This window comes from Stenotrophomonas sp. HMWF023, assembly GCF_003060985.1.
GTDB classification, from domain to species: domain Bacteria; phylum Pseudomonadota; class Gammaproteobacteria; order Xanthomonadales; family Xanthomonadaceae; genus Stenotrophomonas; species Stenotrophomonas lactitubi.
Genome location: NZ_QAIJ01000197.1, coordinates 35,632 through 47,836 on the forward strand (window position 1 = coordinate 35,632; position 12,205 = coordinate 47,836).

Annotated in this window: 10 protein-coding genes; 3 read left to right on the plus strand and 7 right to left on the minus strand. The window is 67.0% G+C overall.

The features are described from left to right. Positions 1 to 89 precede the first annotated feature (89 nt). The 4 genes from DBR20_RS10640 to DBR20_RS10655 form a co-directional block, all read right to left on the minus strand. Positions 90 to 1,253: an HlyD family secretion protein gene (locus DBR20_RS10640; RefSeq protein WP_108266156.1), complete on the minus strand. Its 1,164-nt coding sequence runs from the start codon at positions 1,251 to 1,253 to the stop codon at positions 90 to 92. Between the two features lie 10 nt (positions 1,254 to 1,263). Continuing rightward, positions 1,264 to 2,937: an MFS transporter gene (locus tag DBR20_RS10645; protein WP_108266157.1), complete on the minus strand. Its 1,674-nt coding sequence runs from the start codon at positions 2,935 to 2,937 to the stop codon at positions 1,264 to 1,266. Next, positions 2,937 to 3,503, minus strand: coding sequence for a TetR/AcrR family transcriptional regulator (locus DBR20_RS10650; protein WP_025879336.1), 567 nt, complete (start codon positions 3,501 to 3,503; stop codon positions 2,937 to 2,939). Before DBR20_RS10650 ends, DBR20_RS10645 begins: the two co-directional genes overlap by 1 nt. A 241-nt stretch (positions 3,504 to 3,744) precedes the next feature. Next, a complete protein-coding gene (locus DBR20_RS10655) occupies positions 3,745 to 5,943 on the minus strand; it encodes a TonB-dependent receptor (protein ID WP_108266158.1) in 2,199 nt (732 codons plus the stop codon). A gap of 133 nt (positions 5,944 to 6,076) precedes the next feature. Here DBR20_RS10655 and DBR20_RS10660 point away from each other — a divergent pair, with 133 nt between their 5' ends. Next, positions 6,077 to 6,490, plus strand: coding sequence for a MerC domain-containing protein (locus tag DBR20_RS10660; RefSeq protein ID WP_108266159.1), 414 nt, complete (start codon positions 6,077 to 6,079; stop codon positions 6,488 to 6,490). A 110-nt stretch (positions 6,491 to 6,600) separates the two neighbouring features. Continuing rightward, entirely contained in the window at positions 6,601 to 6,783 is a 183-nt protein-coding gene (locus DBR20_RS10665; protein ID WP_025879339.1) for a 30S ribosomal protein THX, read from the plus strand. Positions 6,784 to 6,914: 131 nt separating this feature from the next. Here DBR20_RS10665 and DBR20_RS10670 read toward each other — a convergent pair whose 3' ends face one another. The 3 genes from DBR20_RS10670 to DBR20_RS10680 form a co-directional block, all read right to left on the minus strand. After that, positions 6,915 to 8,174, minus strand: a complete 1,260-nt coding sequence (locus DBR20_RS10670) for an ectonucleotide pyrophosphatase/phosphodiesterase (RefSeq protein WP_108266160.1) — start codon at positions 8,172 to 8,174, stop codon at positions 6,915 to 6,917. A gap of 377 nt (positions 8,175 to 8,551) precedes the next feature. Beyond that, positions 8,552 to 9,043, minus strand: a complete 492-nt coding sequence (locus tag DBR20_RS10675; protein ID WP_100551986.1) for a methylated-DNA--[protein]-cysteine S-methyltransferase — start codon at positions 9,041 to 9,043, stop codon at positions 8,552 to 8,554. After that, positions 9,040 to 10,518 carry a DNA-3-methyladenine glycosylase 2 gene (locus DBR20_RS10680; RefSeq protein WP_108266161.1) on the minus strand — a complete coding sequence of 493 codons (1,479 nt, stop codon included), beginning with the start codon at positions 10,516 to 10,518 and terminating at the stop codon, positions 9,040 to 9,042. Before DBR20_RS10680 ends, DBR20_RS10675 begins: the two co-directional genes overlap by 4 nt. A 517-nt stretch (positions 10,519 to 11,035) precedes the next feature. Between DBR20_RS10680 and DBR20_RS10685 the strand changes: the two genes are divergently transcribed. Then, entirely contained in the window at positions 11,036 to 12,199 is a 1,164-nt protein-coding gene (locus tag DBR20_RS10685; protein WP_108266162.1) for a hypothetical protein, read from the plus strand. Positions 12,200 to 12,205: the final 6 nt, after the last annotated feature.

Here is a 12,205-nt window from a genome sequence, read left to right on the forward strand (position 1 = left end):
ATCCCACCAACCCAACCGCAACGATCAGCCACGAGGGGCTCCGCCGTTCGCTGTCTTCGACGAAGCCGCGCAGTCAAGCAGGCCCGCGCCTAGTCCATCGGCTTCGTCGCAGTATCCACCCGCACGATCACCGACATGCCCGGCCGCAACCGCGCCGCCAGTTCCTGCTCCCCGTTGATCGAGATTCGCACCGGCAGCCGCTGCACCACCTTGGTGAAATTACCGCTGGCATTGTCCGGTCGCAGCACGCTGAACTCCGATCCGGTGGCAGGCGCGATCTGCTCCACCCGTCCGCGCAGCACCTGGCCCTGGAACGCATCCACCGAGAACGATGCCGGCTGCCCGATCGCCATCTGCCAGGTCTGGCCTTCCTTGTAGTTGGCCACCACCCACAGTGCATCCGGCACCAGGAACAGCAGTTGCGAACCAGCCGCCACGTACTGGCCCACGCGCACGCTGGCCTCGCTGATCTGGCCATCGCGCGGCGCATGGATCACCGTGTTGGCCAGATCGATGCGCGCCAGCTCAAGCTGCGCCTGCGCACTTTCCACCTGCGCCTCCAGGCTCTTGCGCGAGACCTGGGTCGAAACCAGGGTCTCCTCGGCGATGCGGATCTGCGCCTGCGACTGCTGCACGCTGGCCTGTGCCGAGGCCTGGCTGGTGCGGAACTTGTCGCGGTCGTTGATCGATACCAGCTGCTGCGCCGCCAGTTCCTCGTAGCGCTTGGCTTCATTGCGCGAGCGCTGCAGCTCGGCCTGTCCCGCCGACAGCGTGGCCTGCGCCGAAGCGATCTGCGCGCGGTTCTGCGCCTGCGACTGGTCCGAATTGGCCAGGGCCGCGCGCGCGCTGTCCAGCGTCGCCTGCGCCTGTGCCACCCGCTGCGCATAGATGCGGTCGTCGATGCGCAGCAGCGGCTCGCCCTGCTTCACGTGCTGGAAGTCCTTCACCAGTACCTCGGTCACGTAACCGTTCACCTGCGGCGCCATCACCGTGATCTGCCCGCGCACGTAGGCGTTGTCGGTCACCATCACGCTGCTGGTGAATGGCCACAGATGCCAGGCGCGCAGGATCAGCGCGATGCCCAGCAACGCCACCACCACCATCACCACCACGCTGCGCGAACTCGGTTTCAAGTACTTCGGTGCGGCGGCGGGCGCGGCAGGCGTCGCCGCAGGCGCCGCATCGGTGGGCGGTGGCGGGGTGACGTTCTCGGCGGCGTCGGTGTCGTCTGGACGGGGCGGGACGGGAGGCATGGCGATGGACTCAGCGCGGTGCCGCGGTCGCAGCCGCAGCGGAGGAGGAAGGATGGCGCTTGCGCCATTGTTTGCGCACGGCGGTACGCAGCGACAGCAGCAGCAACCAGCACAGGAAACCGATCGCCAGCCAGCCGCTCAGGGTGAACACATCATTGAAGCCACGCACGTTGGCTTCGCGACGGGTGGTCTGTGCCAGCTGCGCGCTGCCCTGTGCGCTGCGCAGCACCGGGTCGGTGATCTGCGCTGCGTACAGCTGCTGCTGGATGCGCAGGCGCTGTGCCACCACCGGGTCGGCGGGATCAAGCTGGCTGGTCAAGGCGCTGGAATACAGCTGCTCGCGATGCAGCTGGAACGTTCCCAGCACTGCCGAGCCAGCCAGTCCGCCCAGCGTCTGGGTGATCGACAAGGTCACCAGGAAGGTGATCATGTGGTCCACACCCTGTTTCAGCGCGGCGGAAATGCCGAGCATGATCAGCGGGCCCATGAACATGCCGGCGCCCACCGAGGCCAGGAACTGGCTGACGTAGAAGTCGTGTGGTCGATCCATGCTGGTGCGGTGCTGGTCGAAGAACGCGGCCGCGCCCAGCAGCAGGATCGCCATCAGCAGCTGCGCGATCAGCCGCTTCGGGCCGAAGGTGATCGCCGCGCCGGCGATGCCGGTGACCACGCCGGCGAGGATCACCACGAACAGCGGCCGCATCTGGTCCGGCCCCATGCCCAGGGTGCGCATCAGGTTGACCACGCCGTAGGACTGTTCGGTGGTCAGGAAGCGGATCAGGAAGGCGCCGACGATGAAGTGCATCACCGGCAGGGTCGACAGCCAACGGATCTGCAGCAGCGGATTACGCCGGTAGTGTTCGATGATCAGCGCGGTGGTGGTCAGCGCGATGGAGGCGATCAGCGCCCAGCCCAGCCACGGCGTGTTCAACCACCAGCGCGTGTAGCCCTGCGCGAGCACGATCACCAGCAGGGCGACGGCGGGCGCGAGCAGGGCGAAGGTGAGGAAGTCCAGCGGTTCGAAGGCCTTGACCTGGATGCCCGGTGGCAGCTTCAGCACGACCACGGCGGCAAACGCGCACAGCGCCAGCCCCGCTTCGAACGAGTACAACTGGTGCCATTGGCCGGTATCGACCAGGCCCGGCGAGACGATCCAGGCAATCGGCACCGCCAGCTGCGACAGGCCAACGCCGACCACCAGCAGGTTGCCCGTGAAACGCCGCGGCAGTGCCTGCAGCATATACAGCGTACCCAGCGTCGAACATGCCGCACCGGCGAAACCGCTGGCGGCGCGGGTCAGCATGGTGGTCTCGAAGCTGCCCACGAACAGATGCAGCACCGCCAGCGCCGCATACAGTCCCAGGCCGATCTCGGCGAACAGGCGGATGCCGTACTGCTGGCGGAACTTGAAGGCCAGCAGGTTGGCGGTCACGTTCACCATGGCGTAGGCGGCGACCAGCCAGCTGCCCTGGGTGGGAGTGAGTGACAGTTGCCCCTGCAGGAAGGGCAGGTTGGCCGTTACCAGCGCGTTGCCAAGGCCGCCGGTGATGGCCACCAGCAGCGACACCAGTGCATAGGCTGCACGCCGATAGGGTGGGTGCCACGGCATCGACGCCGAACCGGGCATGGTCGGCTTCTCGTGCTCCTCCCAATCCGGCACCGGCTTGAGGTACGGCTGCACCATCAGCGTTCCCCGCTGGCTGCTCCCTGGAGTCCCCCGCGCAGCAGCTGCAGGGCACGCCCGGCCAACTGGGCGCGCTCATCGCGGGTCTTGCCGCGCAGGGCCGCACCCAGCATGCCCGAGATCAGTGAAATATCCGTCTTCTCCAGGTCGGGCCGGCACAGGCCAGCGGCCTTGGCGCGGGCGATGGGCGCTTCCAGCAGGTCGCGCACGGTCTCGCGTGCGGTGCGCATGGCCGGCACATCCGAATCGACCGCGCGCCAGTAGTCGGCCAGTGCAGGCGAATCGACGATGCGCTGGGCCATGCCTTCGAACACCTCGAACAGGGCGTCGTCGCGGTCGCCAAGCTGCTCGACCTGGCGGCGGATGCGGTCGACCGTGCGCTGCAGCAGCGCCTGGATCAGCGCCGTGCGGTCGGGGAAGTTCCGGTACAGGGTGGCGCGGCCGACTTCGGCACGCTCGACCACCAGGTCCAGCGGCGCGGTAACGCCATGTTGGCCGAACACATGGTCGGCGGCATCGAGGATGAGGGCTCGGCGTGCAGCAGCATCGGCGCGTTGGGTGGTCATGGCTTCATTTTCGGACAAACGTGTCCGGATGGCGAGAGACGAATGGCGACGGGATTGTCCGCTTGTTGTCGTACGCACATCTTTGTGACGTTTGCGTGAGGGTCGGTCGATGGCATAAAAAAACGGGGGGCCAACCTGGCCCCCCGGGAGAGAACGACAGTACGCTGCCGTCAAAGTCAGTAGATCCACGCCATGCGTGGATGCACTTACCAGTAGATCCACGCCATGCGTGGATGCCCCATCAGAAGAACGCGCGGATCCCGAAAGCGACACCACGACCCGGCAGCGGCGAGTAATCCTTCAACAGCGAGGTGTGCGGACGCACTTCGCGGTTGGTCAGGTTGCTGCCGTCCAGGAACAGCTCGTAGCTGTTGCTGTCGCTGCGGTCCCAGCGGTAGGCCAGATGCGCATCGACCAGGGTGTAGCCGCTGCTCGGCTCCTCGTTCTGCGCCACGTCCTTCTGCCGGCTGTAACGCACCGCGCCCACCGAGGCACGCCAGCCATCCTTCGCCCAGCGCAGGTCGGCGCCGACACGGGCCGGTGCGATGCGCGGCAGGTAGCCGGTGTTGGCCAGCTCCACGCTGTAGTTGTGGTTGTGGTCACCGTGCGGCACGGCGATGTCGAGGGTGCGGCTGCCGTTGCCGTCCAGCTTGGCCTGCACGTAATCGCCGAACACGCGCAGGTCCCAATCGCCGGCAATGCCTTCGAACAGGTGCACCAGCGCTTCGGCTTCGGCGCCCTTGAACACCGCGTCCTGCTGGGTCCAGGCACGCACCGGCAGGCTCTCGGTCACGCCGGTGTCGGCCAGGTAGATGAAGTCCTTGAACTTGGTCTGATAGATCGCGGCGGAGAAATCGAGGCGCTCGCTGTGGGTGTGGATGCCCAGCTCAATACGCTGGCCGCGCTCGGTCTTCAGGTTGGCATCACCGATTTCCAGCGAACGGGTGGCGATGTGCGCACCGGCGGCGTACAGCTCTTCATTGGTCGGCGCGCGCTCGGAGCTGTCCACGCCGATGCGCAGGTCGACTGCGTCGTTGAGCTTCCAGATGCCGGCGGCCGACAGGTTGGTCGCATCGAACTTGCGGCGCTGGTAGTCGCCGGTCGGGTCCAGCTTGACCTGGTCGTGGCGGCCGCCCAGTTCCAGCTTGAACGGACCGAACTGCTTTTCCTGCAGCACGAACACGCCGATGTTCTTGGTGCCGGTATCCGGCACGAAGGCTTCTTCACCCTTCGCGCCGAAATCGCTGTTGCCGACCTGCAGGCCGAAGGCGCCGTCCCAGCCGCCGATCTGCTGCTGCACCGCTTCCAGGCGGCCTTCGATGCCGCGGTTGGTGAAGCGGGTGGACGGCGTGCCGGCTTCCAGTTCCACGTGCTCGTAGTCGGTGTAGGCCACGCGCGCGTTGATGTTCTTCAGGAACGACACCGGGTTGTAGATGCCGGCCTTGGTCTCGAAGCGGTTCTGCACCATGTCGATGCGCACGTCGTGCTCTTCACCTTCCTCCTCCTCGCCATGGTCGTGGTCGTGACCATGGTCGTGGCCATCGCCGTCGGCATGCACATGGGCGCCGTTGGGAATGCCGTAGTTGGTGCGGTAGGTGCTGGCCGAGACGCCGAAGTAGCCGCCTTCGCCCAGCCACGTGGCGCCGACGCCACCAGCGCGGGTGCGGATGGAACTGTTGTCCAGGCGGCCGCGACGCGGCTCTTCGCCTTCCTCGCCTGCGTGGTCGTGGTCATCGTGGTGATCTTCCAGGCCGTCGATCACTGCGTAGCCGGGAATGCGGAAGTCGTCGCCATTGCGCACCAGGCCATCCACGTGCAGCACGACGTTGCCGCTCACGCCGTCAAGGCGGAACATGCCGCTGCGCTCGTCGTTGACCGAGTTGCCGCGCAGTTCGGCGCGGCCGCTGAGCGGACGGTCCGGCAGTTCGCGCGCGATGCGGCCATCGACCACGTTCACCGCGCCGCCGATCGCGCCGCTGCCGAACAGCAGGGTCGCTGGGCCTTTCAGCACTTCGATCTGGTCGGCCAGGAACGGCTCGATGCTGGTGGCGTGGTCGGCGCTGACGGTGGAAGCGTCCATGTTGCCCATGCCGTTGGACAGCACGGCCACGCGCGGGCCCTCCTGGCCACGGATGATCGGGCGGCCGACGCCGGGACCGAAGAAGGTGCTCTGCACGCCGGGCAGCTTGGCCACGGTGTCGCCGAGGGTGCCGGCCTTCTGCTCATCCAGGCGCTCACCGGCCAGCACTTCAACCGGGCGCGCCAGCGATTCGGCATCACCCTGCAGCGGCGACGCGGTGACCTGCACCGAGGACAGTTCGGTCAGGTGGCGGTCACGATGCGAATCATCATCGGAGGCCGCAAAGGCGACGGACGGCAGCAGCGCAGCGAGCGCCAGGGCCAGGGAATGCGGCTTGAAACGAGGGTGGTGGGAGGGCATGGGTGGTCCTTTGTTACAATGTATCAATCGAGTGGTGCACGAATCCCGTCGGCGGGACAGGGGGAGGGAAACCGTGCGGGTCGGAGATCGATGTTATATTATTCCATAACGATTCGCCGCCCTGCTGGAAGTCATGCCTTTGCCCTCACGCCTGCGCCACCTGCTCGATCGCTTCGGCGCCACCGGTTCGATGCTGTGCGCGGTGCATTGCGCGGTGATTCCGCTGCTGCTGGCCGCGGCGCCCTCGCTGGGCCTGTCTTTCTGGCTCAGTGACGGTGTGGAAAAAGCGCTGGTGGTGTTCGTGACCCTGCTGGGCTTGTTCAGCCTGGTCTGGGGCTATCGGCGGCACGGCGCGCTGCGTGCGCTGGCGTTCCTGATTCCCGGCCTGGTCGCTTTGTGGACCGGCGTGCTGTACGACCCGCTGCACCACAACGCGGTGCCGCATGCAGTGGTGATGACCCTGGGCGGGCTGCTGGTCGGCATCGCGCATCTGGTCAATCTGCGCCTGAATCACGGGCACGTGCACGACGCAAGCTGCGCGCACTAGGCCCGGCGTGCTAGGATTTCCGATCGTGCGCGGGGGCGTCCAGCAAGACGGTCCCGCCAAACCCGTGTCAGAACGGGGTAACCAGATTTCATACTTGAGGAGTTGATGACATGGGTAAGGGTGACCGCAAGACCGCCAAGGGCAAGCGCTACAACGCCAGCTACGGCAACGCCCGTTCGCACACCGCGAGCAAGGTCGCTGTAGGCGCCGCCGCCCCGGTTGCCAAGAAGACCGTGGCCAAGGCTCCGGCGAAGAAGGCTGTGGCCAAGAAGGCAGTGGCCAAGGCCGGCTGATTCGCCGACCGACCGGTCCAAAGAAAACGCGGCGCCTGGCGCCGCGTTTTTTTTTTGCACGTTTTTGTAGAGCCGAGCCCATGCTCGGCTGGCGCAATGCAGCCGAGCGTGGGCTCGGCTCTACAACGTATTCAACGCAGGGTCTGCTTCAGCGTTTCCGGATTGCCATCGTTGGCCGCTTCCGGCACCTGCAGCAGGTGCGCCAGCAGCGGATAGAGGTCGACGTTGTCGAAACCGTCGATCACCAGGCCTTGCCGGAATGAAGGGCCACGGGCCACGAACACCGCGCGCATCGACGGCAACGCGTTGTCGTAACCATGCGAGCCGCGATCGGCATGCTCGCGCTTGGCGATCTTCTCGCGTGTCAGTGCGTCCCAGCCCTCATCCATCTGGCAGACGATTGCCGGCACGCGCGGATGGGTGCCGTAGTGCCAGCGCGCCGGCAGGTTTTCCTTCTTCCAGCATTCGTAGTGTGCGTGACGGCCGAGCAGGGCGCGCTCGGCCTCTGCCTCGCGTCCCGCCACCGGCGCGAAGCCGACCGACTGGCCCGGGCTGACGTTGCGCGCGATGGTGGGATCAACCATCGATTCGAGGGCGATCACCTGGCCCTCCGGCACCGACGCCATGCCATGGTCGGAGACCACGATCACGTTGGTGGTATCGGTCAGGCCGTGCTGCTGCAGGCCATCGAGCACCTGGCCGATGATCCGGTCGGCCTGCACGATCGCATCGATGTACTGCCTGGATTCCGGCCCAAAATTGTGGCCGGCCTTGTCCACGTGCTCCATGTACAGCGTGGTCAGGCGCGGCGCATCGGCATCGGTCTGCGACAGCCAGTCGAGCACGGTCTGCGCGCGCTGTTGCAAGGGTTCCTTGGCGTCGTACATGCGCCACTGGCTGGGCCGCGTGCCCTGGATCTCGGCTTCGCTGCCCGGCCATGACGTGGTGGCGGTGCGCACACCGACTTTCTCGGCACCCACCCAGATCGGTTCGCCGCCCCACCATCCGCTGTTGGTCACCGCAGTGCGGTCGTGCAGCGCGAAGCGCCCCAACGCAGCGTCGTCCATGCTGTTGTTGATGATGCCGTGGTGGTCCGGACGCAGGCCGGTGACCAGCGTGTAGTGGTTGGGGAAGGTGAGGGACGGATAGGAAGGCGTCATCCAGCGCGCACGCACACCACCCTCGATGATCCGCTGCAGGTTCGGGGTGAGGCCGCGATCCAGTGCATCGGCGCGCAGGCCGTCGATGGAGATCAGCAGCAGCTTCGGCGGCGTGGCCGGGGTCGCATTCGTGCCGCTTGCCGCGGCGATTGTCGAAGGCGAAGGCGTGGTGGTGCAGGCGGCCAAGGGCAGCAGCAGCGCCAGCGTGCAGGTCAGGCGTACGGATGTCATCCGCCCATGATAATCCGCGGCGATGACGTACCAAAGACACGTGGCGCCCTTGGGCGCCACGTGTCCGCGCATTCTTCCTATTCCCCGCGCCTGTCGGCGCGCCCCCTTTAACAAAAGGGGGCTCTTCTCCCGGCAGATTGCAGATGCTTCCATCCACGCATGGCGTGGATCTACTGGCCACCGGGAACCTGTCAGGGGTGGGGCGATGTCGGATTGCGGGGTGTCCGCGGCATGGATGCCGCGGCCAAGCCCCCAGGGACGGGTTTACGGCGTCCCCGCAATCCGACATCGCCCCGCCCACCCACGGATAACCTGCTTTTGACGTTGATGTTGCTCTGGCTTGCAGCGGGTGCAGGGCGCAGCCCTGCCTCAAACCCTCATGCAAACAACGGCGCCTGTCGCTGCTCCAGCCGCAGCAATGCCGCCTTGGTTTCCAGCCCGCCGCCAAAGCCCGTCAACGTGCCGTTGCTGCCGATCACGCGATGGCAGGGCAGCACGATCGGCAGCGGATTGCGGCCATTGGCCGCGCCGACCGCACGGGTCGCCGTCGGCTGGCCCAGCTGCTGCGCCAGCTGCAGGTAGCTCCAGGTCTGGCCGAAGGGAATCAACGCCAGCGCATGCCAGACGCGCAGCTGGAACGGCGTGCCATGCGGTGCCAGCACCAGGTCGAAATCGCTGCGCTCACCGTGCAGGTACTGCAGCAACTGTTCGCGCGCCTCCGGCAATGCGCCCGGTGCGTAATGCCAGTGCTCGCGTCCGCGCGCAGGATGGCGGTTTTCCGGGAACAGAACGTGGGCCAAGCCATTGTCATCCCCGGCGATGGTCAGTTCACCGATCGGTGTGTCGAAGCGATCGAACAACAGGTTCATGAGGGTTCTCCAACGAAAGTGCCGGACAGGTGCCACAGATGCAGCACGGCATAGGCGCGCCATGGGCGCCACGATTGCGAACGCGCTTCGGTGGCACGTTCGCTGAGGCGCTGGCCCTGTGCGTGGCCCAGCACCTGCTGCAACACCAGATCACCGGCGGGAAAGGCATCAGGCTGGCCGAGCCCGCGCAGGGCAATGTACTGCGCCGTCCACGGGCCGATGCCGGGCAGTGCCACGCAGCGGGCGACGAAATCCTCCAGGGCCTGGCCCGGCCCGAAGTCGAGCTGGCCGCTGGCGCAGGCCGCGGCGAGGGCGCGCACGGTGGCGGCGCGGCTGCGTGGCAGGCCGATCGATTCCAGTGGTGCTTCGGCCAGTACGTCCGGTGCTGGGAACTGACGGTCGAATTCAGACGGCATGCCGGGCAGGTGCGCACCGTAGGCATCGACCAGCCGGCGCGCGAACGTGGTCGCCGCCGCCACGCTTACCTGCTGGCCCAGCACCGCGCGTACGCCCACCTCGAAGCCGTCCCAGCCGCCCGGTACCCGCAGGCCGGGGCGCTCTTCGATCCCGCGCGCCAGCAACGGTTCGTTGCCCAGTGCTGCGTGCACCTGCTGCAGGTCGGCATCCAGGTCGAACACGCGACGCACGCGGCGCACGATGTCCGGAATCAGGCGCGGGTCGACCGCGCCCAGCTGCAGGCGCAGCTCGGGCCGCTTCGGATCGGCGGTGACCCGCAGCAGGGTGGGGCGCTCGGCCGTGCCGAGTACGCGCTGGTAACTGTCTTCACCGATCAGCTCGATGCCGGGCAGGCTGCGCTTGCGCAGGAATGCCAGCATCCGCGGGAAATCCAGCGGCGGTCGATAGCCCAGGCGCAGCACCAGCCCGCCATCGTCGGCGGCCAGTGGATGGTGTTGGCGGCGCAGTGCGGTGGGCGCCATGCCGCAGCCCTGCAGGAATGCCGTGTTGAAGCGGCGCAGGCTGTTGTAACCGGCGGCCAGCGCCACGTCGGTCACCGGCAGCGTGGTTTCGGTCAGCAGCTGCTTGGCCAGCAGCAGGCGATGGGTCGCGTGGATCTGCCCTGGCGTTGCGCCCAGCCGTTCGAGGAACAGGCGTTGCAGCTGGCGCGCGCTGAGGCCGATCTTCCCAGCCAGGTCAGCCACCGGCTGGTCCTGCAGGAAGCCTGCATGGATCAGTGCCAGGGCACGCTGCACGGCCTGCCCGGCCAGTGCCTGTTGTGCCAGCGGGGCCAGTTCGGGGCGGCAGCGCAGGCAGGGACGATAGCCGGCCGAGGCGGCGGCAGCAGCCGTGGGGTAATAGGTGATGTTGCGCGGCTTCGGCGGCGGCGCCGGGCACACTGGCCGGCAGTAGATGCCGGTGCTGCGCACGGCGGTGAAGAAAACGCCGTCGAAGCGCGCATCACGGGCCAGGCGGGCGCGGTCGCAGGCGGCTGTGTCGAGGGCGAGTGCGGTATCCATGGCGCCAGTCTAGGCGCGTCCGGGGGGCAGTACTCGCCATATTCGGACATGGATGCTGGAGGGGGGCGGCCGGGCTGCGCCCGGCACCCGCGGGGGCAACGGCAACGGCAACGGCAACCTCAACAGCAACAGCAACAGCAACAGCAACGGCAACGGCAACGGCAACGGCAAAAGCGGACTATCCGTGGGATGGCGGGGTGGGTCCGGTTGCGGGGGACGCCGTGAACCCATCCCTGGGGGCTTGGCCGCGGCATCCATGCCGCGGACACCCCCGCAACCGGACCCACCCCGCCTTCGACAATTCCCCGCGACCAGGGAAAGGTGTTCTGTGCTGCTGTTGGTGGGTGTCGACCTTGGTCGACACATGGATCCACGCCGCGCGTGGATGGGATGTGGGACGACGCTGGAACGGGAAATGACAGGGCCTGAGGGTCAGAACAGGTTCAGTGGCGCGCGCTGAATGCGCGGCATGGGCAGGTAGACTGTGGTTCTTATCTGTCCGAATCCCGGTTGCCCGATGTCCGCCAAACTCCGCTGGTTGCCCCTGTTGTGCTTGGCCCTGGCGGGCTGCAGTCAGTTGGAGAATCCCGGCAACGTCACTGCCGCCGACAAGGCCACGCGTGCCCCGGCCAGCGATGGCGAGAACATGGTGTCGATCAATGCCGCCGATGCACCGCCGCCGCCGCCGCAGGCACGCAGCAGGGCCGACCGGCCCTGGCCGCAGACCCAGCTGGACAATGGCAAGGCGTGGATCAGCTGCAGCACCGACTACGCCGGCGAAGGCGGCGATGGGCTTGAGCTGGAAGGGCTGCAGCGCGAACAGCTGAAGCAGGCGCTGGCGCCGTGTGCCGAGCGCGGGCTGCTGCGCGTGCGCTACAACGGCAAAATCAATCCTGGGTTTGCCGAGATGATGTGGCGGCTGGCCGTGGTTGCCGACGAACTGCAGATCCACAAGCGCATCCTCGATCTGGATTCCAGCGGTGGGCAGGTGGAATCGGCGATCGTTGCCGGCGACAGCATCGGTGAATCCGGCTGGACCATCTGGGTGCGCGAGGGCTCGATCTGCCACAGCGCCTGCGTGTTCGTACTGGCTGCCGGTGACAACCGCCTGCTGACCGGCAAGGTCGGCATCCACCGCATGATGCGCATCAGTTCCAAGGCCACGTCGCGCGCTGAACTCAACCGCGAACTGCACGAGGTCTATGACAACGTGAAGGACTACCTGCAGCGCAATGGCGTGGCGGTGGGCGTGGCCGACCTGATGATGACCGTGCCCAACCGCAGCCTGCGCCTGCTGACGGCCGAAGAGCTTCGCCAGTACGGCCTGGACGGCACCAACGCGGTGCAGGATGACCTCGAGCGGATCAAGCAGATGCGTGCCTGCGGCGACGACTTCGTGCAGCGCAAGGATGCGTTCCTGGTGGCCTTCGACCAGCAGTGCAAGCGCGACGGTGCCGACATGGAATCGATCAACAGCTGTGGCCAGTCGCTGAAGCAGCGCTTCGGCTTCCCCGATCCGGTGTGCCCGGAGGAAAGTCCGCTGTCGGAGATCGACGTGGCCACGCTGCCGCCGGCACCGCCGGAGCAACCGCCGGTGGCCGAGCAGCTGCCGGCGGGATCGGCTGCACCGGCGGCGCAGGCCGACGCTGGCGCCGTCGAAGGCAGCGTCCAGGTGCGCTGACGGGCC